We start from the raw sequence: 24,688 nt of genomic DNA on the forward strand, positions 1-24,688 counted from the left end.
TTAGTGATAGGGGTCACATAGATGAAAGCATTGTTATTAGGCTCAGTAATGGCAGCCGTGGCAGCGACTGGAGTAACCTTTTCAAAGAACGCAGAAGCCAATGAGCTGGCGTTGAGCCTTTGCACTTACGTACAAGGTGACGACACCATGCGCATGCGCAAAAAGTTGCGCGATTCACGCGTACGGATTCGCGACGTGTACTCGGGTATCCAGTGCAACGGTCAAAGCCTATTGCAATTCGCAATGAGTAATGGTTCGAGCGATGTCGGTACCTTTATTGTCGGCCGCCTTGCTGTTGATGATTTGAAAGCATCAGGCGACTATGAGTGGGCGCAGTCGAATGGCCACGGTGGTTCGGCTATTGCGCAAGCGATTAAAGAGCGTGCTGGTCTTTAACCGCGATTGATGACGAAAACGAAAAAGGCTCCTACGGGAGCCTTTTTCATATCTGTTAACAAATTATTCGATTAAAGCCGTTGCTAAACTTGCGTAGCAAAGTAACATTGATGCTTCTTAGCGTATCGACAGGGAATCACAATGCGATCAAGTTTGGCCATTATTTATGGTTTAGTGGGCATAGCAGGTGCCCTCAGTAGCCCTTTGTTCGCGTCTGACGACGTGCCGGTTGCTCACAGTGAGTCATGTTTTATTGACGGTGTCGATGAGCAACTCACCTGCGGTTATGTGCCGGTTCCGGAGAATTACCAGCAACCTGATGGTAAACAGATCGACATTCATTATGCGATTTTGCCAGCGGTAACCGAGGGTAAGCGGCCAGATCCTTTGTTAATACTCGCCGGTGGACCGGGTCAGGCGGCAACCGAGTTGGCCCCGATGATTGCAAAAATTTTTGAGCCGGTGCGCAAAAAACGCGATATTGTCTTGATCGATCAACGCGGCACCGGCGCCAGTAATCCGTTGCAATGCGAAGTGCAGCATGCGGATGAACTCATGCAGACCGACGATCCGGACAACCTTCGTAAGATGGCTGCAAATTGCCTCGCTAAATTGACGGATACCGATACGCTTCAATACACCACACTGAACAGCATTCGCGACTTCGAACAGGTTCGGAAGGCATTAGACATTGCTCGCTTTAATCTCTATGGCGGTTCGTATGGCACTCGGGTTGGGCTCAAGTATCTGCAGCACTATCCTGAGTCCGTTCGTACCGCGACACTTGACGCTGTGGCTCCTCCACAAGTGGTCATTGGCCCGTTCGGATTACACGGCAGTCTGGCGTTCAACCTGATGTTAGAGGACTGCCAAAAGCAACCAGGATGTGCCAGGACATTTCCTGATCTTACCGGAGATTATCAGGAAGTGATGAAGCGACTAGCGACAACCGAAGTGAAATTGGACGCTAACGATCCGCTGACAAATGAACCTATTGAGATGTTACTCACGCCGGGACGTTTTGGGTCCATTATTCGCTTGGCGCTGTATAGCCCGATGAGTCGCCAGTTATTGCCGTACACGATTCACCAGGCCGCTGTTGAAAACTATCAGCCATTACTGGGATTAATGGGCAGTACCACCGTTGCCGCGCAAAACTCAATTTATTTGGGTTTAATGTTATCGGTTGTGTGTAGTGAAGACTTACCGCGGGCCAGTGACGAGTTGCTGGCTCAGGATGCCAATAATGACTTTATTGGCGGCCAGACCGGCGAAGCGTTCAAAGCGCTGTGTTCGGCATGGCCGGCGCAGCCGGTTGATGAAAGCTGGGCCGAACCGGTGCAATCAGACAAACCGGTGTTGCTGCTGTCCGGCACCCAGGATCCGGTGACGCCACCACGTTGGGGTGATATTGCCGCCCGTACGCTACCCAACAGTAAACATTTGGTTGCGTCACATGCCAGCCACACGATTGCCAGTCACACCTGCGCTAATCGCATTATTGCTAAATTTATCGAAGCCGGCAGTGTCGAGTCGCTTGACGGCGACTGCCTGAAACAGCGCGTTGCTCAACCCTTTGTGCTTAACGTCAATGGGGAGGGGCTGTAATGATCAACGTGCAACGCTTAAGTAAATCTTTTAAAGAGGTGCAGGCACTGGATAACCTCAGCTTTAGTGCTCCCGACGGCCAGATAACAGGACTGTTGGGTCCCAATGGCGCGGGGAAAACAACCTGCCTGCGGATCATTTATGGACTGTTGAAAAGTGAGCAGGGTGAAGCCCTTATTAATGGTATTGACGCCAATCAGGATCCCATCAATGCTCGCCGCCAGATTGGTATTTTTCCGGATAAATTCGGACTTTATGAGCGCCTGACCGTGCGTGAACAGATCCGCTATTTTGCGCAGCTACATGGGCTGAGTGGTACGGAGCTGGAGCAGCGCACCGAACTCGTTATCAATCAACTGGACATGAGCAGTTTAGCGGACCGAAAGTCAGCCGGTTTTTCGCAGGGCCAACGCATGAAAGTGGCGTTAGCGCAAGCATTGGTGCATAACCCCAAACACCTGATCCTGGATGAACCCAGTCGTGGCCTGGATGTCATGAGTACCCGCATCTTACGCGATATTTTACGAGAGCAGCGAGCGCAGGGGACCTGTATCTTGTTCTCCAGCCATGTCATGCAGGAAGTCGCCGCGTTGTGTGATCGCGTGGTAGTGATGGCAAAAGGGCGTGTTGCTGCTGAGGGAACCCCACAGGAGCTGTGCGAATTGACGGGTGAATCCGCACTGGAAGAAGCCTTTGTTAAGATTATCGGTAGTGATGAGGGGATTGCAGCCTAATGAATATGACGGCACTGATCTGGCGTAAAGAATTTAAAGACGCCCTGCGTGATAAACGATCGGTTCTTGCGGCGATGTCTTACGCGTTCTTTGGGCCCATGTTAATGGCGGTGGCGTTTTTTTTCCTCATCAGCCAGTTGACCGATCCCTCCGACGTTGAAATCTCCATCGAAGGCAAAGAACATGCGCCGGAGCTGGTACAACACCTGCAACGGCAGGGAATCGTTGAGCGCCAACAACCCTGGCCGGACACCGTTACGCCGATTACACTTTCGATCCCGGCGCAGTGGGCCGAGCAAATAAAACGTGCCGAGCCGGTTACGGTAACGTTGCGCGCGGACTGGTCGGCACAGAAACAGCAAACGGAAATTAAACGGGTTGAACGGGCGGTGCAAGCTTATGCGGCGCAAATAACGCATTACCGCATGATACTGCGGGGGATCGATCCTCGCATGGCACAACCCATTAACCTCAGCAAACAAGATTTGGCAACGCGGGGCTCTAAAGCCGCGTTGATCATGGGCAGCGTGCTGGTGTTTATCATTCTATCGGTGTTTTGGTCCGGCATGAACGTAGCTATCGACATCAGCGCGGGTGAACGGGAGCGCAATTCGCTGGAGTTTCTGTTGTCGCAGCCACTCAGTACGCAGTCAATTGTCTGGGGTAAGGGGCTGGCGGCCACCAGTTTTGCGGTGTTTGGCGCGGCTCTCTCTCTGGTGCTGATACCCATTATTTTTAATTACGTCCCGTTGCAGGAAATCGGCATGAGCGTTAACTTCTCGGTGCCGATGATGCTACTGATGTTCGTACTGCTGATCCCTCTGGCGCTGTTGGCGACGGCATTACAACTGTTTGTTTCGTTCCGGGCAAAGAACTTTAAAGAGGCACAGACCTATATCAGCTTCCTGTTGATTATCCCGATGGCGGCTTCTTTCGGGGTCGAGTTTGCACGCCTTAAAACGCCGATTTTGTATTATCTGCCGCTCACCGGCCAGCATCAGACATTCCTGTCGCTGATCCGCGGCGAAGGGGTAAATTGGCTGGGGGCTAGCGTCAGCGCCGTGGCAACCCTGGTATTGGCGCTACTGATAGGGCAACTGATCGCACGGATGCTGAAAAGTGAAAAAACGGTATTTGGGCTGTAGCTTGCGCTTAATGCGCAAGCTACTCGGTCATCCGCGCATAATGGTAGAACGCCCATTGCCCGAGGCGACGTAAAGACGCCAACGGGAAGCGTTTAAGCGGCGTTTTGTAGTAGGGCAGGTCCGGCAGTTTATCACCCATGGCGGCCTCGGCCAGGCGCTGTCCGGCCAGTGCACTAAAACTTACGCCGGCGCCGCAATAGCCCATACTGGCGTACAAATTATCGCCAATCGCACGTACCCGTGGGTAGTCATCCAGGGATACACTCACCCAACCGCTCCAGAAGTGCTCCCACTTATGTATCGATCGCAGCGCTGGAAACGAGCGCTGTAAGGCGCTTAACAGGTGTTGTGCGTAAAAGGGGTCATCGGCATGGCGACCACGGATGGCTCCACGGCCTCCCATCAGTAACCGCTTATCGGGTAACAGACGGAAGTAATATTTCAACGTACGGGTGTCCATATAGGCGTGTTGTGACTGTAAACCACAGCCCCGCAGTTGCTCATCGGTAAGTGGCGGTGTGGTAATAATGCTCGACAACACTGGCAGTGAGCGTCCGCTCAGTTCTGTCAGTAACCGGTTGGCGGTATAGGCATTGGTACACAACAACAATTTATTGCAACTGATGTCGCCCGCTGAGGTGCTGACACGCCAGCCTTCCGCTAACCGTTGTATGTTGTTAGCGCTGCATTGCTCCACCAAATTGGCGCCGGCCTGAGCCGCCTGCTGCGCCGTAGTGGCGGCCAGCTTCAATGGATTAACCGTAAAGCAGTCATCAAACTTTAAGCCCGCATGGGCGTGTTGGCTGTGCAAATAATCCTGTAGGTCTCCGCCGTCGAGCCAGGACACCGGCTGCTGATAGTGCTTAAGGGTTTGAAATTGCTGCTGCAGTGTCGCCACCGCACGGGGGCGATGGGCCAGTTTAATGTAGCCACCGTACTGTGCGTCACAATGGTCGGCAGCGCCCTCAAGGCGTTGTTGAATCAGTTCCAGCGCCCGTTGGTGCTCATCAGCCACGGCACGGGCTACGGTTGGACTGAAACGTTGTTGCCATTGGGCGAGGCCGAGCCGTCCAGTGCTTTTCATAACGAAGCCCGCGTTACGGCTGGAGCAGCCCCAGGCTAGCCGGTTTGCGTCGATAACCGTGGTTTCGCGGCCATATCGTTCGGTTAATGTGATAGCCGCATTCAATCCGGTATAGCCGGCGCCAATGACCAGTACATCCGTGTGCTCCGGTAACTGACCGGTATGCGGCCAATGCACTTGGCTATGTGCCTCCCAGTAGCTGTTCGGCGAGGGTTGGTTTGACTCAAGCTGGGTATCGGAGAGCGGATCGTACATGCTCAGATGTCCTCAAACAGTAACACCATCTCACCCGCTTCGCAGCGGCAGGTACCATCACAGACGGGACAATAATAACCTTCCTCGATGGAGGCCTGGAGCCAACGGTCCGGATGACGGGTGATCAACTTGCCACCGCAACGGGAAAAGTATTCATAGGCGCTGTTACCCGGGCTCTGTAGCCAAATATGTGCCAGTCCGGCAGTGCAACCAAGGCGTTTGGCCTCGGCAATACTTTTCATCAGTAACTGTCTCCCGACGCCCAGGCCGCGTGCTTCTTCCGCGACGGCTGCACATTTAAAATAGCACATCTGGGTTGCCGGCACCGGCCACTGTTCCGGCGTACAGGCATCGTCGATAGGCCATTGTCCAGGAGCCAGAGTTAAGCGAATACCGAGCACCTCACCGTCGCGCTCGGCCAGCCAATTGAGCTTAATGTCGCCAACGCTGCCACCATCCAATAACTGTTGCAGTGAAGCGTTGTTCAGGTAATTATCGCCATGAACGCGATTCGCCAGATCAATAACGGCCGCCGAATCGGCAGCCGTTATTTCGCGGTAGGTTACTGAACCCGCCATTAGTAGCGATACTCATCGGTTTTGAACGGGCCATCCACATCAACGTGAATGTAATCCGCCTGCGCCGGGGTCAAACGGGTGATGACACCACCAAAGCCTTGCACCATATAACGTGCGACTTCTTCGTCCAGGTGCTTAGGTAACACTTCAACACGGAGGTATTCTTTTTGCTGTTCCAGCGACATATCGGCAAATTTTTGCTCAAATAAGTGCAACTGAGCCAATACCTGGTTGGCAAAAGAGCCGTCCATGATCCGGCTTGGGTGTCCGGTTGCGTTACCCAGGTTAACCAAACGCCCTTCGGCTAACAGTAACAGGTAATCGTTATCATCGTCGGAACGATAGATTTTGTGCACTTGCGGTTTGATTTCTTCCCAGCGCCAATTTTCGCGCATGAACTTGGTGTCGATCTCGTTATCAAAGTGACCAATGTTACAGACCACTGCCGATGACTTCAGTGCGGCCAGCATATAACGATCACAAACGTCCATATTACCGGTGGTGGTGACCAGCAGGTCGGTGTTTTCCAGCAGCGCTTTGTTGATGTTCTTGCCGCTGCCGTCGTTGATGCCATTGATGTAAGGAGAAACGACTTCATAACCGTCCATACAAGCTTGCATCGCACAAATCGGGTCGATTTCTGTGACTTTTACGATCATGCCTTCCTGGCGCAGGCTCGCGGCAGAGCCTTTGCCAACATCACCGTAACCGATGACCAATGCTTTTTTACCGGACATCAGGTGATCGGTAGAGCGTTTGATGGCATCGTTCAGTGAGTGACGGCAACCGTATTTGTTGTCGTTCTTGGATTTGGTGACAGAGTCGTTCACGTTAATGGCAGGCACGCGCAGAGTGCCTTTTTCCAACATATCCAGCAAACGGTGGACACCGGTGGTGGTTTCTTCGGTAATACCATGGATTTTTTCCAGCATTTGCGGGAATTTCTCATGGATCATCAGGGTCAGATCACCACCATCATCAAGGATCATGTTGGCATCCCACAATTCGCCGTCTTTGTGGCAAGTTTGTTCAAGACACCACTCATACTCTTCTTCGGTTTCACCCTTCCAGGCAAATACCGGAACACCGCGGGCTGCCATCGCAGCGGCGGCGTGATCCTGAGTTGAGAAAATATTACACGATGACCAACGAACCTCTGCACCTAACTCAAGTAAGGTTTCGATCAGCACCGCGGTTTGAATGGTCATATGAATACAACCGATAATACGGGCGCCTTTAAGGGGCTTGCTCTCAGCATATTTACGGCGAATCGTCATCAGCGCCGGCATTTCAGATTCGGCGATGGCGATTTCTTTGCGACCGTATTCTGCAAGACTAATGTCTGCAACTTTATAGTCAGTATGCTTCGGATCATTCAAACTCATAATAGCTCTCTCAATGTTAAAATAAGCGTTGCATCAGTTGCTGCTGGCGTTCTTTGCTCAGCCGTGCGCCAAACTCAGTAACCAGTTCAGCAGCGGCGTGGCTGGCTAAGCGACCGGCATCGGCTAATGACATACCCTGCGTCAGTCCATACAGCATAGCTCCGGCAAACATATCGCCGGCGCCGTTCGTGTCAATGGCTTTTACGGGAACGCCCGGAATATAGACTTGTTGCTTCTGATCAACCACCAGGGCGCCTTCTTTGCCCAACGTTATGGCAACCGTATCGGCGTGCTTAAGCAATGCCTTAGCGGCTGCTTCGGCGTCACTTTCGCCGGTCAGCAGTTCGGCTTCCTCGCGGTTACAGAACATCAGGTCAACGCCACCGTCGAGAATTTCTTCAATACCATCCTGGAAATACTTAACCATGGCCGGATCAGAACAGGTCATAACCAGTTTAGTACCGTTTTCACGGGCTACCTGCTTAGCGCGTTTTATCGCTTCACGAGCTATTTGTGACGTGATTAGATAGCCTTCGATGTACAGGTAACTGGCCGCGGCAATCGCTTCCTCATCCAATTCTTCTGTGGATAAATCAGCGGTTATGCCCAAATGGGTACGCATGGTGCGTTCTGCATCGGGCGTTACCATGACCAGACAGCGGCCCGTGGTTCCCGGGTTTTGCTGACGTTCAAGATTAGTACGAATACCGACTTGTTCTAGATCTTGGCGATAAAACTTTCCGGCTTCATCGTCTGCGACTTTGCAGCAATAGAAAGCTTTGCCACCAAACTGAGCAAAGGCTACCAGAGAATTGGCAGCCGAGCCGCCACCACATTGTTTTTTCAATTCGCCCAGCTTACTGAGTTCAGTAATGAGCTTGTTTTGGTCATCCTCTTCGATCAGGGCCATCATGCCCTTTTCTAAACGATGCTGCTGCAAAAAGGCGTCAGAGACTTCAAACTCTTGATCTACCAAGGCATTTCCAATGCCGATTACATCAATGGTCTTCATAACAGATTATGGTTGCTAATTAGGGCGCACAGTATATACGAAGTCGTGCTCAGGGTCGATAAATGAACAACAGTATGAGCGCAATCGTTACCAGCAGGATCAATGTTGACTGCCAGGCGCTCAACCAGAGGCGGTAGCGTGGGTAGCAGTATTCCGGGGGGCGTCCGGCAAAGCGTTGCCGCTGCAGACGTTGGCCGGCGACTTGTAATGGCCCGCCGGTACTCATGTTATATAAGCGGGCGAGCGCCTGTAACCAGCGTGCGGTAGGCCAGAGCCAGGCACTATTGTTATCGATTGGCTCATCCCGGGGACGGCGCCGCAGCGCGGCCAGCACCGAGGCAACCATGGCCAAGAGCAAGGTCACTGGGCCAATGGTAACCGCATAAGCAACGCGTACCGCCACGCCGAAGTGACGAAAGCGCGGCATGCAAACCGGCCATAACTGGTACAGCTCGGTGGTGACGCGCAATGCCAATGCCAGGATAGGGCCACCAAGTAGCCAGCCGAGCACAGGCACATAACGGTGCTCGATAACACTCAACGCGCGCAGCTCAAAGGTTGTTTTGAAAATGCCGTGCACGCTGAGGTTATTTGTATCGCGCCAGTCGGTGCGTGCCAGTAATGCCCGGGCTGCTCGCTTTTGCCCTTTGCGGGCCAGCTTTTCAACGCTATCCAATGTGTGCAGCAGATGCTGTTGACGCAAACAGCCAACTAACACCAGGGTTCCCAGCCATTGCGACAAGTCAGCGGCGTATACCACAATCGCGGTCGGCACCAGGGTTAATAGCAACAGTAATAGCAATGCAAGAGCACCGGCGAGGCGCTGTTGGGACGGCGCGTATCGGGATTGGTTAACCTTACGTTGCAGATAGTTGGCGAATAGCCGAAAAATAGCCACCGGGTGCCATTGTTCGGGCCATGGGAGCCAGCGCTCGATGGCGATAGCGATCAGCGCGAGCCCCCATGGCGAGGTTAAAATTTGCTGGATGTCATGCGCGTTCATGACCTCATTTTGCCGAAAGCCAGCTTAGGCGGCAACGGGAGATTGCTGGCCGTTTTGCGGTTGCTCGGTTTTCGGTACCGCCGCGCGGATGTGCTCGGCCTGACGGATTTTCGCGTGAATATAGTCGTGCAAGTCCGCTACCCGATAGCCAGGTTTAGCTTTAAACCGCAGGAACGGAAGTCCCGCTGCTGCCAGGGTATTTTTCAAAAACAGGTTGCGTTTTTGCTGTTGCAGGTTATTGGTTGCCGGTTCAAGTTCGATAACCATTTTAATTTGCATGGTTTCGATATCGCACAGCACGTAATCGAGAATCCGTTGGTTGGCTTTTGCCTGCGCGTCTTTCTGGACGCTGCCGGACACGCCTTTTTTGACGGTAACGATGTCACTTAAACGGACTTTGGTGAAGATGCGGAAGTCAGCGCCAACGGCTTTATCCAGTAATGTCATGAACTGCGCTTCCTGCGCGGTGCAAAGGCTGACATCTTTCAGTTTGTAGGGGTAGGGCGCGTAGTTCTCTGACATGCGGCTGGCGATCAGCGCTACAGCAATTAATACAACAACAAAAAGGAGTAATACGATTTCCATAACTCACCTCGGCAAAAATTTGACACAACAAACTTCGTGTCAAATTTAATGCAAAGGCTGTGCCAAGGGCTCGCTCCGCTCGCGGTTTAGAGCCTTCGGCCGGTTTGACGGGCGAAGCCCCTAAACCCTTGCGCCGAAGGCAGCAAGCTACACCGCGAGCGCAGCGAGCCTAAACCGCCCGAAGGGCCTAGGCCGCCCGAAGAGCCTAAGCCCGGTAGCCGCTGTCGACACCTTTGGTGGCGATGGCGACGGCGTCGTGCGCGTGCAAGGACTCGTAATGATTAACACGCAGCCAAAAATCTTTGAAAATTGGCATTTGGTTTAGCTGATGCTTGAGTCGGCGCGAGGCGTCTTCACAGAACATCAAGTTTTGACCATTTAAGCGCGCAAATTCTTGCTCGTCTTCACGTTTAACCGCAGCCTGCACCGGTGTCTTCAACGCACCTTCAACAGCATCAATCAATGCAACAATCGGAAACTCTTCCAGATCTTCGGCAAGCTTAACCTTAACTTCTGCCGTTGAACGTTGGCTGTGTGGCGTTGCAACAATACCTTCGGTAGAGCCAAGCCATTCGTGCAGCGTCGCTTTATCAATCACTTCTTTGTCGGCGAACTTTTCAACAAAAGCCTCTTGAATCAGTTGGCGTGCAAGCGCTGCTGAGCAAGGGCAAGTTGACGAATAGGGCACGTCGACCGCCAATTCGAGTGACAATTTGCCGGCATCATAGCGCCCGGTCAAACTCACCGGATAGGCTTTCCAGCCCTTCTTGCGGCTGATTAATGACTCGCGACGTAGGTGATATTCAAAATCAAACTTAATAAACGCTTGATTACTGATGTCACTGTGGCTTTCGATAAAGTCACGCAAAAGTTGCTTAAGCGACGAGTGGCTGAGTTCGCCCTCGGTGGAAAGCTGATCCAGTAATAAATACAACCGAGACATATGAATGCCTTTGGTTTTCGGATCTTTAAGGTTAACGAATGCCTCCACGTGCGCAGCCACTGGACGCTCTGCGGCGTCAGAAGCGGCGACCATAAGAGGCACTTCTATGTTGCTCATGCCAACCCAGTCCAGGGTACCTTCTGTTTGTGCCTGGCTCTGATTGGCTACGTCGGGCATGCTATTAGGCATTCGTTTTGAACTCCGATCGGTGTTTACTGTATCAAGCATAAATGTTGAATCCGCTAGTATATCGTAGATGCAGGGATCATTTCATTCCCGAACACAAAATTTAATCAGAAATAACCGATTATCTGAATCGGTTGACTGAATCAAGGTTTACGCACAGGATAAGCTTTTGGATTGTTATGGAGTTAAGGTATGGCCGAACAACAGGTTTTAGATACTGAGTTATTGAATCAGTATCGCGAGAGTTTGGGTGACGACGGGCTAAAGGCGACGTTGGCAACCTTTGATCAAATCATACAAAGTTACGCAAACTTACTGCATCAAGCGGCAAAGCAAAAAAACGAAGAGCAACTTCGCAGTCAAGCTCATAAAGTGAAGGGTGCTTGTAACTCCGTGGGTTTACTGCAATTGGCCAAGCTGATGGAACGGCTCGAAAAAGACGCGTGGGAATGGCCTCAGGCGGAGCGACTACTGATTGAATGGGCCGACTCGGTTATCCCTCACCGGCAACAACTCAATCAGTGGGTTGAACAGGAAGCTCACTGAGCTTCCTGAGTGACCTCGCCAATAAAGCGATAGCCTTCACCATGAATGGTGGTGATCAGATTCGGCGTATCCGGGTGCGATTCAAAATGCCGGCGAATACGACGAATAGCTACATCGACAGTACGATCATTCGGACGTAACTCGCGATCCAGCATACGCTTAACCAGGGTTTCACGGTCAAGGATGCGCCCCGGACTGGTTAAGAACAGCTCCAGTGCCCGGTATTCGCTTTTCGGTAGGCGGAACATCTGATTGTCCGGTGAATACAAACAACGGCTGTCGCTATTTAAGCGCCAGCCATGGAAATGAAACTGTACGCTGTTACTTTCGACCGGACTGCTGTTGCGTGATGCTTCGATGCGACGGCACAGATTGCGCACTCGAATGGTCAGCTCTTTCGGGTTGTAAGGCTTAATCAAATAGTCATCAGCACCTAATTCAAGCGCCAGCAAGCGGTCATCTTCGCTGTCGCGGCCGGTCAAAAAGATCAAACCGATGTTGTCGCGCTCGCGCAAGGATTCGGCCAATTCCAGACCATTTTTTCCGGGTAGATTAACGTCCATAATGACAACATCGATACGCTCCTGGCGCATGATGTTTTCCATTTGGAGGCCGTCAGCCGCATCAAATACTTCGTAATTCTCTTGCTGAAATAGGCGGGTCAATGTCTGGCGGGTAACAACCTCATCTTCCACAATTAATAGTCTGGCGTTCATAGTGTTCCGCGTTCCTGGCAAATTATTATAATTTAGCGCTTAAGAAAAGTTGTACAAATATTGACGCTATATTATGACTTTTGTTCAAAATTTTTCAAGCATATGGGCCGTTTAGTCGTCGATGGTTTCAATCGATTTTACTGACTGTACCACGCTAACCGGAAAACGCACGATGAACTCGACACCATGTTGCTCCTCGCTGAAGAAGTGAATATTGCCACCGAGCACCTGGGTAACCAGGTTGTAAACTAAGTGCAGCCCCAAACCGCTGCCGCCGGCGCCCCGTTTGGTGGTAACGAAGGGGTCGAATATTTTTTTGCGGATATCAAAAGGTACACCGTTGCCATCGTCGCGGTAGGTGATTTCAAGGTCGTCATCAATCAGTTCGAAGGAAATGTCGATCGTGCCGCTGCTTCTGCCGTCAAAACCATGCACCATCGAATTTACAATGAGGTTAATTAAAATTTGATTCAGTGGACCGGGCTTGGTAATCACCGACAAACCTTCCGCACAATGCACATGAATGGGGAACTTTTCTACGTCAAGTCGACGCGGTTTAACTGAGGTCAGCACATCACGCATAAAACTATGAATTTCGATGGTACGGTCGATTTCTGAGGATTGATCGACCGCGACCTGCTTAAAGCTGGTGACCAATTCCGCGGCGCGGTTAAGGTTGCGATAAATGATGGACAAGTTTTCGTCACAATCATCCAGGAAGCGGGCAAACTCGTTGGTTGAAATACGTTTTTGCTGGAATTTTTCCTGCATAACCGCCAACTTGTCCTGCAACAGTGTCGATGCCGTGACCGACAGACCAATCGGTGTATTGACCTCATGCGCAATACCCGCGACCATATCACCCAGTGAGGCCATTTTTTCGGATTCCACCAGTTGCCCTTGGTATTGATGCAATTGTTCGAGCGTAGCCAGTAATTCCTGATTTGATTCCCGTAGGGCTTTCGTGCGTTGCGTTACCTGCTGCTCAAGTTCCAGGTTCAACTGACTTGCTTCTTTTTCCGCGCGTTGTTGCCGACTAATTTGATGTTGCACACGTTCCAGCATAATGTTCAGCGACTGGCCCAAATCATTAAACTCGTCGAGCCTGGATTCCGGAATGCGCAGGGTATAGTTTTTATCCCGTGCCACCTGACTGGCGATATCAACGATATGTTCGAGTGGCTGAATCACACGGTGCCGCAGTTTTAAGGTCGCCAGCCAGCACACCAGTATGGTGATCACAAAGACCGCAATCGCAATCGCAATGGCACGCCACATAAACAGACGCACCTCATCATTGGAGCCGCGTAAATAAACATAACCGACAACGGAATCGTCGAGCAGAATCGGTTCTGCCACTTCCATATAATGCTCATTGATACGGGGTTCGCTGAGATGTTCAATTTTTGAGAACTTAGCGGGAATGGGTGCCAGACCTTCTTTGTTATAACTTGAAAAAAAGCTCAGTTCAGCACTGTTTGGATCGACCCGGTAAATATGGACATGCTGGACAAATGGACTGTTTGCCAGTGAATTGAGTCGTTGCGATTCTTCACTGTTGTCATTAAGTGCGACACTCTCACGGGCGTTGCCGGCGATAATTTTTGCATAAGAAGAAACACGCTTGAGCATCGATGACTGATATTGACTGACCTGGCTGACCACATTAATGGTGAAGCCAATACCCAGCGCGGTTGCCGTTACCAGTAACACTACGATAATGAGGCCGCGCCTAAGGGATATCGATTGCATGAATCTACACTAGCTCGCTGTTCAGTGAATAGTAATATGTTATCAAAGCGTTAACGTGACTGCACCTCATAATTACCGGCATACGACGATTGTGCCTTTATTTCCGTTGAGCGTGATAAACACAGAACTTATTGGTTTCAACGAGGCGTTCGCAATGACCAAAATGGGCTTCAATCGCCTCCGGCCAGGGCAGAAAGCGATTAGCCACCAAGTACAAATCGCCGCCTTTGCGTAATGCCTGATGAGCGTCACGAATAAATTGTTTAGCAATTTGGTAATCGGTTCTTAAACCGGTATGGAACGGCGGATTGCTGACAATGGTGCCGACGCCTTCAATGTCCTCGGGTAAGCCATCGTTGAGAAAAATCTCGGCATCGGCCGCTGCCAGGTTATGTTGTGCTGCCGCCACCGCCAATGGGTTAACGTCACTTAAATAAAGCTTTGGTTGTTGGCGCTTATGCAGGGTGGCCGCAATAACGCCACTGCCGCAGGCAAAATCAACGATGGGGGTTTTCAGTTGCTTGGGCAAATGCTCCAACAGCAGCCGTGTGCCGACATCCAGCCGTTGTTGGCTGAATACGCCGGGCAGGCTTTGTAGCGAAAACTGGACGTCCGTTAGATCCACGGCAACAGAGTGCATAAATTGATGCAGCTGCGGAGCCGTATGGGAAGCCTCTACGTGCGTTTCAAACAACTGACAATGGTTGCCCGATGCAAGTTTTTGGGGCGCACCGTAGCCGTCCGGAAGACGTTTAGCCAGCGACATGACGCCGCCTCTCTTCTCGCCGACAAGCCAGATTGGGCTGCCTGCGGGCAACGCCTGCAGTTGCGTTAAAATGTAGTGATTCAGCGTTTGCTCTTTGGCAACGACAAGCAGAGCCCCGCGATAAGAGGATAAGTCGGGTGGTTGTGCCTGACAAAATGCCCGTTGCCAATGTTTGGCATGGCCGGCATGGAAACACCAGGCATCCGCGTCCAAAAAGGTCAGCGCGTCGCCATCGGGATTAATCACTAGCATGGGTCCTGTGCGTTGTGATGGACTCCATGGTTGTTGAGATTGGCGTTGAAGTAATTTGGCTACAGCGTGAGAGGTCGATTCTGCCGACATAAGTTATCGTAATATATCCATTCGTAATTGATGATCCTGAAGCATAAACAGTGTACCACCGCGATGCTCTTTCATCTGCAAGTTTTTATTCTGATGGATAAATTTAACCCCGGGGAAAACCTCTTTAGCGGCGATAACTCTCAGGGTTGGATGTTGATCGGCGGACGCTTTGATGACGGCTATGTCGTCCTTGAGCGACTGCAGCTTACGCTGCTCGTGACGAATCGCTTTGATCAGCGTTCGGGTATGTTGAATACGCTGTTGCTCGTCTTCCAGCGCGTTACAGCGCGACAAACCCATTTTCAGTCGTTTCAGCTTTTTTAACGTCAGCTTTAAATTCTGTGTCAGACTTTGCAACGCATCCAGGGTGCTTTCGTCAGGAGGTGGTGGCGAGAGGATAAAGCGAGTTCGGGTGCCTGCTCTGGCGCCAAGCTGTCCGGCAAAAACCGGCGCGCAAGTTTCAAAGGTGCCGCCGATAATTTTGCCGCGGGCTTGTTTGTCATTTCCGCCAATTTCAGCCGGCCCAGCGGTGATAACGTGGCAATGGGTAAGTTGTTTATCGACAATAATACCCTGGCCACTTTCAAGGTAAGCGTACTGGGCGTATGCACACCAAATATTACCGGCGGCGGCGAGCTTGCTGCTTAACGTGGGGATAAAGTTTTCATTATCCAGCACCAACTGCTCATCTTCTTTGGAAATGTGCCCAATACAACCTTTGCGAATGGTAATGTTGCCACCGGCACTGAGCTCTGCTGAGTCTACGTAACCGGCTACGGTTATGTCCCCGGTGGCATTGACGCGCATGCCTTCGGTGACACTGCCGGAGATAATGACAGAACCTTTAAAGTCAACATGCCCGGTCGCGACGTCAACGGCTTTTAAGGTTAAAACATCATCGACGTTCGCCGAGTTATGAGTAAACCAAGGCATACCAACCTTGGTTGCGACCAACAAGTCCGGATCCTGGTCACTGATTTCTGTGCCCTCGCCGGCTGCTAAGGCAATGTCGTCGCCGCCCTCCGCCGGCAGTGTTTCACCTTTTATGGTGAAACCGTCACGGCCGCCTTCCGGCGGTAAGCGGCGCATGAGCGCATCGCCCTTATCCACCGTAATTTGTTTGCCAAGGTCACGCATATCAACGGTACCGTCTTCACGTTCCTGTGGCTTAAGAATGCGTTTACGGGCATCTTCAACTAAGGCTTCAAAACGCGCGTTTTTGCCATGAATGGGGGGGCGACCTTTGGCAATGACCACCTCGATGGTTGTACCGGCCGGAGCTTCGATGCAGTGTTGTAAGATTTGATTGATGCCGCTGCGTTGAATACCTCTGGAAATGCTGCAACTTTTCAGTTCGGCCAGCAATCGCGGTCGGGTAAGAGGCTCGCCACCCCAGGCCGACGTCACGGACGCGGTGGCTAACATATCGTCATCATCGATAGTTATGGTGAGTCTGGCGTCGACAATGACAGCGACTTCTTCACTGTAGTTGTCCTGAGATTGCGCTTGCCGCTGTTGCCGCCAGTCGTTGAAGTTTTTGGCAATGGTATCGAAACTGTTCCGATCCAACGGTTGCGCACTGGCAAACTCAGACAATTGGAAAGCCTGTTTTAAGCGCTCAGCTTTAATCGATGAATTGGATGCCGAAATAAACACATAAACATCGTTGCCATCGCGCTGAAAGCGTATGTTATCAGACGGCTTCGCAGACATAGACCCGTTAACTTGAGTAATCGTTATTGTTATATCGACCCAGTGTAGCGAAAATTAACAAAAATGTGACTAAAAATTTAACATCTCATTCGACGCCAGGTACTCTTCAATAACTTGTATAAGTGCTGCTAACTCAGTCGCTATGTTGCTTAACTCAACTTGTGCATCGGCCGTGCTGATGCTGGTCCAATGCTGGTAGCTGTCGGCAGCCAGTGTGCTCAGACGGATCGCACCAATGGTTGCGCATAAACCTTTGAGCGTATGCAATTCAAGCCTGGCCTGCTCTGGCGACTGCATTATAACGGCGTCGTCAAGGCCATTTTGGTACTGGGCTAGAAACTGTCGCAGCACCGCAAGGTAAATGCGGTGCTGGTTATCACAATGTTTAAGCCCTTGATCAAAGTCAATTAAGGCGTTCATAACGGGGTTTTGTTGTCGAACACTTCGGTGAATGAACCCACCACTTCAGTGGCTTCAGAGATTTCCTCTTTCTCGAACTGAGCAACGTTAAAAAGCGCCTCGCCTTCATTGGCTACCGGGATGTTGCTGCAGCCGATGATGATGCCACGCACCGGTGAGGAAATGATATCGGCCTCGCCCGCGTGCGGATTCACGCTGTGTGCCAGCACCTGACCTTTCTGAATGGTCTGGCCAAGCTCGACCTTACGCAGTACCAGGCCGTCCTTTTCCGCACGAATCCAGGTTGAGCGACGCGCAATTACTGGTGTGATGCGCTTACCACGGCGTCGGCCTTTGACCATCTTCAGATGCTTCATGACATTCTGTACGCCGATCACGCCGGCATTAATGGATGCGTCATCAAAGCGCAGAGCTTCGCCGGCTTCATAGAGGATCAACGGAATCCCCAATTCGTTGGCAAAGGCGCGCAATGAACCATCGCGCTCTTTCGAGTGCAGAATAACCGGTGAGCCAAAGGCCTTCGCCATGTCCAGCGCAGTGGCATTTTCCACATCGACACGTATCTGCGGCAAATTGCTGCGGTGAATGGCACCGGTGTGCAGATCAACGATGTGGGTACACTTCTTAACCAGTTCTTCACTGAACAAATAGGCCATTCGCGAACCCAGCGCTCCGCGCTCCGAACCGGGGAAACAACGGTTCAAGTCGCGTCGGTCCGGCAGGTAACGAGACTGCTGGATAAAACCAAAGAGGTTCACGATAGGGACCACAATCAGGGTTCCGTGCAACTGTAACGCATCGGTCTGATCGATGATCTGGCGGCAAATCTCGATGCCGTTTAACTCATCACCGTGGATTGCCGCGCACAACAACATCACCGGGCCTGGGCGGGTGCCGTGGAATACGTCAACACGTAAGTCCAGCGGGGCGTCATTGTACAGGCGCACCGCCGGGATCAGAATGTGTTGATGAGAGCCCGGTTCGATGCGTTTACCGGCCAGTTCAAAGGCTGCCATAACAGGCTTACGAGAGGCAGAACTTCTGTTCATTAACCGCGGCTCCCTTTGGTGCGCGTTTTATGCGCTTTGGCGTTGTTTTCCAGGAAGGTGATGATCTGGCCGGCGATGTCTTTCTCGGACGCGGTTTCGATACCTTCCAAGCCCGGCGATGAGTTGACTTCCATCACCAACGGTCCATGGTTAGAGCGCAGAATGTCGACACCGGCGACATTCAGACCCATGGTTTTAGCGGCTTTAATCGCGGTCTGGCGCTCAGCCGGCGATAATTTAATCAGGCTGGCACTGCCGCCCCGGTGCAGGTTGGAGCGGAACTCGCCTTCTTTGGCCTGACGTTTCATTGCTGCAATGACCTTATCGCCCAAGACAAAACAGCGAATATCGGCACCGCCGGCCTCACGGATATATTCCTGCACCATAATGTTCGCTTTCATACCCATAAAGGCTTCGATAACGCTCTCTGCGGCCTGTGCGGTCTCAGCCAGCACCACACCGATGCCCTGCGTACCTTCTAACAGTTTAATGACCAGCGGCGCACCACCAACCATATCAATAAGATCCGGGATATCCTGCGGCTGATCGGCAAAACCGGTGGTCGGCAAGCCAATGCCTTTCCGCGATAACAGTTGTAACGAGCGTAATTTGTCGCGACTGCGCGAAATAGCAACCGATTCATTCAGCGGGTACGTGCCCATCATTTCAAACTGGCGTAATACCGCGGTGCCGTAAAAGGTGACCGATGCGCCGATGCGCGGGATGACACAATCATAGTAAGGCAGTTCCTTGCCGTGACGGTGAATTGAGTTTTCTCGCGCGTTAATGTTCATGTAGCAACTTAACGGGTTAAGAACATCGACCTGATGGCCGCGCTCCCGTGCCGCCTCGACCAAACGACGCGTCGAGTAAAGATTGCTGTTACGCGACAAGATTGCAATTCGCATAGTTATTCTCCTAATAAGTGGGCTTGCGCAGGATTAACAATAAAATGCTGGCGCATGGCCTGACGGCCCAACAACATCCTAAATTTCATGGTGTCCCGGTTAGTTAACGTTAATTCGATGACCTGGTCAAACTGTCCTAGTACTAATCGTGTGCGAATGACGTAGCGTACTTCGGTATGGCCGCCGGAGTCTGTGACCTCGCGTTGCTCATAGACCGGGGCTTCAAAACTGTGTTCTTGCAAAGAGTCTTGTTGTGGGTGGACATAGACCTTCAGCCAGGTGGCACCGTCACGCTCGAAAGGTTCTAGTTTAAACGCGTGCAGACAGGATGTTTTGGCGCCCGTATCCACTTTCATATGGATGCGATCAATCCCGATATCCGGCAACGCGCCCCATTCCTTCCAACCTAATGTTTGCATGACAATCTCCTGACCGTTACAAAATAAATCCTGAGCGTGCTAAATACACTATTTTCAGATTAGCGCAATCAATTTATTTGTTGAACGGGTCGATGATCTCAAATGCTATCATAATCGTTTTACTGCTACGTGCGTAATTTGTGACGCCACGTTCGAGGAGGAATAATGGCGGCTTGCCCATCGTGTGACTGCGAGAGTCCGTTAGGTTTTAAAATTAAAATGGCGTTTCAGCCGATTGTTAATGTGCAGACCAAAGAGGTGTTTGCCTTTGAAGCATTGGTGCGTGGTGAAAACGGCGAGGGTGCCGGTGAAGTACTGTCGCGGGTGAACGATGCCAACAAATACACCTTTGATCAGAGCTGCAGAATGGCGGCCATTGAAACGGCAGCTGCAGTTAATCTGCCGTCAAAAGTCAGCATCAATTTTATGCCGAATGCCATATATGAACCCGAAACCTGTCTGGCAAAAACGTTGAAAACCGCACGAAAAACCGGTTTCCCGCGTGAAAATATTATTTTCGAAGTGACCGAACACGAAAAGGTGGAAAATCACGGCTTGCTGGTTGATGTGTTTAAAACCTACCGTGAACACGGTTTTTTAACGGCCATTGATGATTTTGGTGAAGGCTACGCCGGGCTCAATCTGCTGGCCGACTTCCAGCCCGATATCCTAAAAATTGATATGAAACTGGTGCGTAATATTCATCAGGATCGGATTAAAAAAGCCTTGTTTTCGGCGGTTCAGAAAGCCTCTCAAGAGCTTGGAATTATGTTGGTTGCCGAAGGTGTTGAGACTCAGGACGAGTATTTGTACCTCAAGTACAACGGTGTGGAACTGATGCAGGGGTATTATTTCCAGAAGCCAGAAATTGAAGCCTACTCCATTCCCACGTTCGACTGATGCGCTGCTACTCGTCTTCGCCGGCCGCCTCATTGCGGCTGGCCTGCAGTTTTTGAAGGTGAGCTTTAAATTCATAGACATCGCGGTCAAGCGCATTGGCACTGACATATAAGTCGTAACCCAACAATTCACGCAACTGTGCCATGCGAACCGCAAAGGACGCGATCAAACCTTTGTAAACCACCCCGTTGGGGCTGACATAACGGTCGGGAATATCGAAATACTGCGAGTAATCCGACTGGTCAGGGCGTTCATGACGTAACGCCATGGTCAGCAGTTGGCGCTGTTCAAACAACAGCGCCGACGCCAGCCGCGGCGATATCGACTGCAACACCTCATCAACATTGTGTAAGCGAAACCCGAGAAAGGGTGCGTCTTCCAAATCCAGAATGCGGGTTACACGTGGCACGTCATAACGGATGATATTATCCCAACTGATCTGCCATTGGCCGCGGCGATGCAGGTACGTCAGATGTTCGGGGGTGATGCTCAGTGACACCGGCGGTTCAATCAGTTTACCGATGCCCAGCAACAACAGGATCGCCGAGGTTGCGCCGATCACCACGGTAACGCCGCCGGGCACATCGTCCCTGACCAGGTGGATAAACACAATTAACGCAAACAGCAACAGCGCAAGCCCACAAAACGTGAGGGCATTGCGTTTGGCGTGAGGGGTCACATTAAACTGCATGAAATACCTGCCGGATGATTTGTTCGGTAAATGATGTTTTCAAATAAAACCCACGCGGCCTGACTTGGATAATACTCCCGTCAGGTCCTATCGCATCGGTTAACGCTGAGCCATCGGCTGCCTTCGGACGAATTTGTAACGCCACCCCCTGACGTGCGGTAATGTGCTCCACTTCGCCCAGCGCAATGCGATCCATGTGTTCTTCCCAGTCGCGTTGCAGCATTGACTCCTGTGCCGCGCTGGGTTGCCAGATAAAGGCACTGCCGACCACCCGGTCAGCCAAGGGAATTTCCCGGCGCCCGTCAATCGGCAACCATAATACGCATTGTAGCTTATTACGGACATTACTGGTCTGCCAGTTCACTCCGGCGAGGTCGGTTAATGGTGCGACACAGACGAAGGTGGTTTCCAATGGTTTGCCGTTGGCATCCACCGGTAAGGTTTTCAGTTCAATGCCCAGTTCCGGAAAGTCCTGTGTTGGCTTTGAGCCCGCCGTCGCACCGAGATAATGCTCCAGCAGCATACCAACCCAGCCTTTATCACGTCGCAGATCGTTGGGAATGGGCAGTTGCGCGGCAGCCGCAAGATCAGCAAAACGCTGACCGGCAAGCTCGCTGGCGCGGGCAAATAATTCATCAATACTGTGTGGACGTTGGGGTTTCAGGCTCATATTTAATAGCTAATCGTTTGCCCAAAGCGGGCCTTTATGGAAGAATCAATGCTAACAGAGAATAATTGAGGATGCTCGCGTGATAGATGCAGAAGGATTCCGGCCAAACGTAGGAATCGTCATCTGTAACGGGCATGGGCAGGTATTTTGGGCTCGCCGCATTAACCAGCACAGCTGGCAATTTCCGCAGGGCGGCATTGATGAGGGCGAGACCCCTGAACAGGCAATGTACCGAGAACTTTGGGAAGAGGTCGGTCTTAAGCCAGAGCAGGTAGAAATTCTGTACACCAGCCGTCACTGGTTGCGTTATCGATTACCCAAGCGGTTAATTCGGCGCGAACAACGGCCCATGTGTGTTGGTCAGAAACAAAAATGGTTCCTTTTGCGGCTGAAATGCCGCGAAGAAGATGTTGACGTGTTGAAGTCCGGACACCCTGAATTTGATGGTTGGCGCTGGGTGAGCTATTGGTATCCGGTAAGGCAGGTAGTTTCGTTCAAACGCGATGTGTATCGTCGTGTGATGAAAGAATTTGCTTCGCACGCCATGCCATTTAACGGAGGGGGACGCCCGCCGCGGCACTCCCGCGGTAACAAACGAAGACGGTAACTCATGCTCGTAACCTTGCAGCGCATTGTCGAAACAGTTAACAAGTCGCCGGATTTTAATCTCGCCTTGCGTGCGATGGTGGGTCAGGTGCGGGAAGCCTTGCAGACCGACAGTTGTAGCGTGTTTTTAGCAGACGACGATACACAACAGTTTGTGATGGCTGCCAGCGATGGTCTCAGTACCCGGCAGGGTGAGCAAGTTCGGGTGGATTTTGGCGACGGTATTATCTCGCTTGCGGCGCAGCGTGAAGAGCCGCTGAATATCGCGGATGCCAGTCAGCATCCGGCGAATAAAAAGCTGACGGAAACCAACGAATCCGAATATCGGGGCTTACTGGCCGCACCCATTATTCACCGCCGTAAGGTGCTCGGTATTATCGTTGTGCATCAGAGCGAGGCACGCAGCTTTACCCGCGAGGAAGAAGCCTTTGTCGTCACACTGGCGGCGCAGTTGGCGGTCGTGATTGCTCATGCCAGCGCCAAAGGTTTACTGGCCAATGAGAACTCGCCCTGGATCCATAGTCTGCAGGGCTTACCCGGCTCACCGGGCGTGGCGATTGGTGATGCCTTTGTGTCGCGCCCCGAAGTCAGTCTCAAGGAAGTCTCAGCGCAGCGCACCGACCGACCGCAACATGAAATTCGCAAATTTCGCCAGGCGGTGGCGCGTACCCGGGCCGACTTAAAGCAGTTGGCTGAGCGGATGTTGGGACAGGTCCCTGACGACACCCTATCTATTTTTGATGTTTACCAGAGCATGCTCGATGCCGCCAGTCTCGGCAATGCGGTTGAAGCGATGATTAACGAGGGTTGGCGTGCGCAAACGGCCCTCAAGCATGTGGTGGAACAGTTTGTTGATCAGTTTGAGGCATTGGACGATTCGTACTTACGCGAACGCGCAACGGATGTCCGTGATATTGGTCAACGGGTGTTACTGCACTTACAACAACGGCAGCGCAAGCCGCGGTTATTCCCGGCTGAAGGCATTTTGATTGCAGATGAAGTCACGGCGTCGATGCTGGCCGAATTACCCCAGGAAAAGATCGCAGGCATTATCTCGCTGCGCGGCTCCAGCAACTCCCACGCGGCGATCATGGCGCGGAGCATGGGGATTCCCGCCGTACTGGGTATTGACGACATTGAGTTGCACTTTTTTGCAGAGAAACAACTGATTGTCGATGGTTACACCGGCGAAATTTACATTAATCCACCGCCGCAGGTAAAAGAGCAATACCGTCATTTGGCGGAGGAAGAAGAAGAACTCAAAGAGATTGTTGCCCGGCACGCCCATCTGCCGGCACAAACGCAGGACGGCCAACGTGTCAGTTTGCATCTAAACCTGGGCCTTGATCTTAAACAACCGCATCTGAAAAACCTGAACATCGACGGCATTGGTTTGTACCGTTCGGAAATTCCGTTCATGATGCGTGATCAACTGCCGACCGAAGATGAGCAGGTTGAAATGTACCAGGAGGTGCTGGATCAGTTTCCGGATCAACCGGTAGTGATGCGGACCCTGGACGTCGGCGGTGACAAGCCATTACCTTACCTACCGCTGCAGGAAGATAATCCGTTTTTAGGCTGGCGCGGCATTCGCTTAACGCTGGATCATCCGGAAATCTTCCTGGTGCAGGTGCGGGCAATGTTACGGGCCAGTATTGGTCGCACCAATTTACGCATTTTATTGCCCATGGTGACCAGCGTTAGCGAGGTCGAAGAGGCGTCGCGACTGATCAAGCAGGCGTATTTTGAGGTGGCCGAAGAGCAGGGCTGTGCGGTTGGCGTCAATCTGGTACAGCCGCAGTTAGGCGTTATGATTGAAGTGCCGGCGATCATTTACCAGTTGCCGGCGTTGGCCAGTAAAGTGGACTTTTTCTCGGTCGGTTCGAACGACCTCACGCAATACTTACTGGCTGTGGATCGTAACAATCGCCGCGTGGCCAACCTGTACGATGCTTACCACCCGGCGGTGTTGGCAAGTCTTGATGAAATTGCCCGGCGTTGTGAAGAGTTAAGTAAGCCGGTCAGTGTTTGCGGCGAGCTTGCCGGCGATCCCGGTGGCGCGTTGCTGCTGGTGGCGATGGGTTACCGCCAGTTGAGCATGAACAGTTATAACATCGATCGCGTGCGCTGGATATTACGCAACGTACGCTCCAGCACGTTGCAGGTGATGCTGGCAAAAGCCTTGCAGGCAAGACACCCGGAGCAGATACGAAAAATGATCGCGAATAAAATGGAAAGTATTGGCCTTGGCGGCTTCGTCCGGGCGGGCAAATAAT

The 24,688-nt window shown here is 51.8% G+C and carries 25 protein-coding genes; 8 read left to right on the forward strand and 17 right to left on the reverse strand.

Annotated features, from left to right (window positions below):
- The first annotated feature begins 21 nt into the window (after positions 1–21).
- From C5610_RS01970 to C5610_RS01985, 4 genes are all read left to right on the forward strand, one after another.
- Positions 22–396 carry a DUF3718 domain-containing protein gene (locus tag C5610_RS01970; RefSeq protein ID WP_105305646.1) on the forward strand — a complete coding sequence of 125 codons (375 nt, stop codon included), beginning with the start codon at positions 22–24 and terminating at the stop codon, positions 394–396.
- Positions 397–537: 141 nt separating this feature from the next.
- The gene (locus tag C5610_RS01975; protein WP_105305647.1) at positions 538–2,004 is read left to right on the forward strand and encodes an alpha/beta hydrolase; all 1,467 of its coding nucleotides are present in this window, start codon (positions 538–540) and stop codon (positions 2,002–2,004) included.
- Positions 2,004–2,738, forward strand: a complete 735-nt coding sequence (locus C5610_RS01980; RefSeq protein ID WP_105305648.1) for an ATP-binding cassette domain-containing protein — start codon at positions 2,004–2,006, stop codon at positions 2,736–2,738. Before C5610_RS01975 ends, C5610_RS01980 begins: the two co-directional genes overlap by 1 nt.
- Complete coding sequence (locus C5610_RS01985) at positions 2,738–3,883, forward strand: ABC transporter permease (RefSeq protein WP_105305649.1); 1,146 nt, start codon at positions 2,738–2,740, stop codon at positions 3,881–3,883. The genes C5610_RS01980 and C5610_RS01985 overlap by 1 nt, the downstream gene beginning before the upstream one ends.
- A 19-nt stretch (positions 3,884–3,902) precedes the next feature.
- Here the strand turns inward: C5610_RS01985 and C5610_RS01990 are convergent, their stop codons facing one another.
- The 7 genes from C5610_RS01990 to folE2 form a co-directional block, all read right to left on the reverse strand.
- On the reverse strand, positions 3,903–5,222 hold the full coding sequence (locus C5610_RS01990) for an NAD(P)/FAD-dependent oxidoreductase (protein ID WP_105305650.1): 1,320 nt from the start codon (positions 5,220–5,222) through the stop codon (positions 3,903–3,905).
- Between the two features lie 2 nt (positions 5,223–5,224).
- Entirely contained in the window at positions 5,225–5,800 is a 576-nt protein-coding gene (locus C5610_RS01995; RefSeq protein WP_105305651.1) for a GNAT family N-acetyltransferase, read from the reverse strand.
- Entirely contained in the window at positions 5,800–7,185 is a 1,386-nt protein-coding gene (ahcY, locus tag C5610_RS02000; RefSeq protein WP_105305652.1) for an adenosylhomocysteinase, read from the reverse strand. The genes C5610_RS01995 and ahcY overlap by 1 nt, the downstream gene beginning before the upstream one ends.
- Before the next feature lie 16 nt (positions 7,186–7,201).
- Positions 7,202–8,197, reverse strand: a complete 996-nt coding sequence (locus C5610_RS02005; RefSeq protein ID WP_105305653.1) for an adenosine kinase — start codon at positions 8,195–8,197, stop codon at positions 7,202–7,204.
- Between the two features lie 49 nt (positions 8,198–8,246).
- The gene (locus tag C5610_RS02010) at positions 8,247–9,200 is read right to left on the reverse strand and encodes a cobalamin biosynthesis protein (protein ID WP_105305654.1); all 954 of its coding nucleotides are present in this window, start codon (positions 9,198–9,200) and stop codon (positions 8,247–8,249) included.
- A 24-nt stretch (positions 9,201–9,224) separates the two neighbouring features.
- Positions 9,225–9,785 carry a DUF2726 domain-containing protein gene (locus C5610_RS02015; RefSeq protein WP_105305655.1) on the reverse strand — a complete coding sequence of 187 codons (561 nt, stop codon included), beginning with the start codon at positions 9,783–9,785 and terminating at the stop codon, positions 9,225–9,227.
- A 205-nt stretch (positions 9,786–9,990) separates the two neighbouring features.
- Positions 9,991–10,917 (reverse strand): GTP cyclohydrolase FolE2, encoded by a 927-nt coding sequence (folE2, locus tag C5610_RS02020; protein ID WP_105305656.1) that lies wholly within the window; start codon positions 10,915–10,917, stop codon positions 9,991–9,993.
- A 189-nt stretch (positions 10,918–11,106) separates the two neighbouring features.
- On the opposite strand from folE2, the gene C5610_RS02025 reads away from it, so the two are divergent.
- The gene (locus C5610_RS02025; RefSeq protein WP_105305657.1) at positions 11,107–11,460 is read left to right on the forward strand and encodes an Hpt domain-containing protein; all 354 of its coding nucleotides are present in this window, start codon (positions 11,107–11,109) and stop codon (positions 11,458–11,460) included.
- On the opposite strand, the gene C5610_RS02035 is transcribed toward C5610_RS02025, so the two are convergent.
- The 8 genes from C5610_RS02035 to C5610_RS02070 form a co-directional block, all read right to left on the reverse strand.
- The gene (locus C5610_RS02035) at positions 11,454–12,176 is read right to left on the reverse strand and encodes a response regulator (RefSeq protein WP_187346274.1); all 723 of its coding nucleotides are present in this window, start codon (positions 12,174–12,176) and stop codon (positions 11,454–11,456) included. The genes C5610_RS02025 and C5610_RS02035 overlap by 7 nt on opposite strands.
- A 111-nt stretch (positions 12,177–12,287) precedes the next feature.
- Positions 12,288–13,928, reverse strand: coding sequence for an ATP-binding protein (locus C5610_RS02040; protein ID WP_105305659.1), 1,641 nt, complete (start codon positions 13,926–13,928; stop codon positions 12,288–12,290).
- Positions 13,929–14,025: 97 nt separating this feature from the next.
- Positions 14,026–14,946: a methyltransferase gene (locus C5610_RS02045; protein WP_158682638.1), complete on the reverse strand. Its 921-nt coding sequence runs from the start codon at positions 14,944–14,946 to the stop codon at positions 14,026–14,028.
- 93 nt (positions 14,947–15,039) lie between these two features.
- Entirely contained in the window at positions 15,040–16,749 is a 1,710-nt protein-coding gene (locus C5610_RS02050) for a DUF342 domain-containing protein (RefSeq protein WP_105305661.1), read from the reverse strand.
- 69 nt (positions 16,750–16,818) lie between these two features.
- Positions 16,819–17,169 (reverse strand): Hpt domain-containing protein, encoded by a 351-nt coding sequence (locus tag C5610_RS02055; RefSeq protein ID WP_105305662.1) that lies wholly within the window; start codon positions 17,167–17,169, stop codon positions 16,819–16,821.
- Positions 17,166–18,185 carry a succinylglutamate desuccinylase/aspartoacylase family protein gene (locus C5610_RS02060; protein WP_105305663.1) on the reverse strand — a complete coding sequence of 340 codons (1,020 nt, stop codon included), beginning with the start codon at positions 18,183–18,185 and terminating at the stop codon, positions 17,166–17,168. The genes C5610_RS02055 and C5610_RS02060 overlap by 4 nt, the downstream gene beginning before the upstream one ends.
- A gap of 32 nt (positions 18,186–18,217) precedes the next feature.
- Complete coding sequence (rimK, locus tag C5610_RS02065) at positions 18,218–19,126, reverse strand: 30S ribosomal protein S6--L-glutamate ligase (protein WP_105305664.1); 909 nt, start codon at positions 19,124–19,126, stop codon at positions 18,218–18,220.
- Positions 19,127–19,128: 2 nt separating this feature from the next.
- A complete protein-coding gene (locus C5610_RS02070; protein ID WP_105305665.1) occupies positions 19,129–19,545 on the reverse strand; it encodes an ATP-dependent zinc protease in 417 nt (138 codons plus the stop codon).
- Positions 19,546–19,710: 165 nt separating this feature from the next.
- On the opposite strand from C5610_RS02070, the gene C5610_RS02075 reads away from it, so the two are divergent.
- Positions 19,711–20,445 (forward strand): EAL domain-containing protein, encoded by a 735-nt coding sequence (locus C5610_RS02075; RefSeq protein WP_105305666.1) that lies wholly within the window; start codon positions 19,711–19,713, stop codon positions 20,443–20,445.
- 7 nt (positions 20,446–20,452) lie between these two features.
- Here C5610_RS02075 and C5610_RS02080 read toward each other — a convergent pair whose 3' ends face one another.
- Both C5610_RS02080 and mutH read right to left on the reverse strand, forming a co-directional pair.
- Positions 20,453–21,136, reverse strand: coding sequence for a DUF2982 domain-containing protein (locus tag C5610_RS02080; RefSeq protein ID WP_105305667.1), 684 nt, complete (start codon positions 21,134–21,136; stop codon positions 20,453–20,455).
- Positions 21,126–21,806 carry a DNA mismatch repair endonuclease MutH gene (gene mutH / locus C5610_RS02085; RefSeq protein ID WP_105305668.1) on the reverse strand — a complete coding sequence of 227 codons (681 nt, stop codon included), beginning with the start codon at positions 21,804–21,806 and terminating at the stop codon, positions 21,126–21,128. Before mutH ends, C5610_RS02080 begins: the two co-directional genes overlap by 11 nt.
- Before the next feature lie 79 nt (positions 21,807–21,885).
- Between mutH and rppH the strand changes: the two genes are divergently transcribed.
- Positions 21,886–22,413: an RNA pyrophosphohydrolase gene (gene rppH, locus C5610_RS02090; RefSeq protein WP_105305669.1), complete on the forward strand. Its 528-nt coding sequence runs from the start codon at positions 21,886–21,888 to the stop codon at positions 22,411–22,413.
- Positions 22,414–22,416: 3 nt separating this feature from the next.
- Positions 22,417–24,687 carry a phosphoenolpyruvate--protein phosphotransferase gene (gene ptsP / locus C5610_RS02095; protein WP_105305670.1) on the forward strand — a complete coding sequence of 757 codons (2,271 nt, stop codon included), beginning with the start codon at positions 22,417–22,419 and terminating at the stop codon, positions 24,685–24,687.
- The last annotated feature ends 1 nt before the right edge of the window (position 24,688 follow it).

Source organism: Idiomarina sp. OT37-5b (assembly GCF_002968395.1).
GTDB lineage: Bacteria > Pseudomonadota > Gammaproteobacteria > Enterobacterales > Alteromonadaceae > Idiomarina > Idiomarina aquatica.

Coding starts and splice junctions, on each gene's coding strand:
- C5610_RS02055 (WP_105305662.1), bottom strand. CDS start 17,169: ATGAACGCCTTAATTGACTTTGATCAAGGGCTTAAACATTGTGATAAC.
- C5610_RS02075 (WP_105305666.1), top strand. CDS start 19,711: ATGGCGGCTTGCCCATCGTGTGACTGCGAGAGTCCGTTAGGTTTTAAA.
- rimK (WP_105305664.1), bottom strand. CDS start 19,126: ATGCGAATTGCAATCTTGTCGCGTAACAGCAATCTTTACTCGACGCGT.
- C5610_RS02005 (WP_105305653.1), bottom strand. CDS start 8,197: ATGAAGACCATTGATGTAATCGGCATTGGAAATGCCTTGGTAGATCAA.
- C5610_RS01975 (WP_105305647.1), top strand. CDS start 538: ATGCGATCAAGTTTGGCCATTATTTATGGTTTAGTGGGCATAGCAGGT.
- C5610_RS02035 (WP_187346274.1), bottom strand. CDS start 12,176: ATGAACGCCAGACTATTAATTGTGGAAGATGAGGTTGTTACCCGCCAG.
- C5610_RS02010 (WP_105305654.1), bottom strand. CDS start 9,200: ATGAACGCGCATGACATCCAGCAAATTTTAACCTCGCCATGGGGGCTC.
- C5610_RS01970 (WP_105305646.1), top strand. CDS start 22: ATGAAAGCATTGTTATTAGGCTCAGTAATGGCAGCCGTGGCAGCGACT.
- ahcY (WP_105305652.1), bottom strand. CDS start 7,185: ATGAGTTTGAATGATCCGAAGCATACTGACTATAAAGTTGCAGACATT.
- C5610_RS02080 (WP_105305667.1), bottom strand. CDS start 21,136: ATGCAGTTTAATGTGACCCCTCACGCCAAACGCAATGCCCTCACGTTT.
- ptsP (WP_105305670.1), top strand. CDS start 22,417: ATGCTCGTAACCTTGCAGCGCATTGTCGAAACAGTTAACAAGTCGCCG.
- C5610_RS01980 (WP_105305648.1), top strand. CDS start 2,004: ATGATCAACGTGCAACGCTTAAGTAAATCTTTTAAAGAGGTGCAGGCA.
- C5610_RS02015 (WP_105305655.1), bottom strand. CDS start 9,785: ATGGAAATCGTATTACTCCTTTTTGTTGTTGTATTAATTGCTGTAGCG.
- folE2 (WP_105305656.1), bottom strand. CDS start 10,917: ATGCCTAATAGCATGCCCGACGTAGCCAATCAGAGCCAGGCACAAACA.
- C5610_RS02050 (WP_105305661.1), bottom strand. CDS start 16,749: ATGTCTGCGAAGCCGTCTGATAACATACGCTTTCAGCGCGATGGCAAC.
- C5610_RS01990 (WP_105305650.1), bottom strand. CDS start 5,222: ATGTACGATCCGCTCTCCGATACCCAGCTTGAGTCAAACCAACCCTCG.
- C5610_RS02070 (WP_105305665.1), bottom strand. CDS start 19,545: ATGCAAACATTAGGTTGGAAGGAATGGGGCGCGTTGCCGGATATCGGG.
- C5610_RS02045 (WP_158682638.1), bottom strand. CDS start 14,946: ATGCTAGTGATTAATCCCGATGGCGACGCGCTGACCTTTTTGGACGCG.
- mutH (WP_105305668.1), bottom strand. CDS start 21,806: ATGAGCCTGAAACCCCAACGTCCACACAGTATTGATGAATTATTTGCC.
- C5610_RS02060 (WP_105305663.1), bottom strand. CDS start 18,185: ATGGCAGCCTTTGAACTGGCCGGTAAACGCATCGAACCGGGCTCTCAT.
- C5610_RS02040 (WP_105305659.1), bottom strand. CDS start 13,928: ATGCAATCGATATCCCTTAGGCGCGGCCTCATTATCGTAGTGTTACTG.
- C5610_RS01995 (WP_105305651.1), bottom strand. CDS start 5,800: ATGGCGGGTTCAGTAACCTACCGCGAAATAACGGCTGCCGATTCGGCG.
- C5610_RS01985 (WP_105305649.1), top strand. CDS start 2,738: ATGAATATGACGGCACTGATCTGGCGTAAAGAATTTAAAGACGCCCTG.
- C5610_RS02025 (WP_105305657.1), top strand. CDS start 11,107: ATGGCCGAACAACAGGTTTTAGATACTGAGTTATTGAATCAGTATCGC.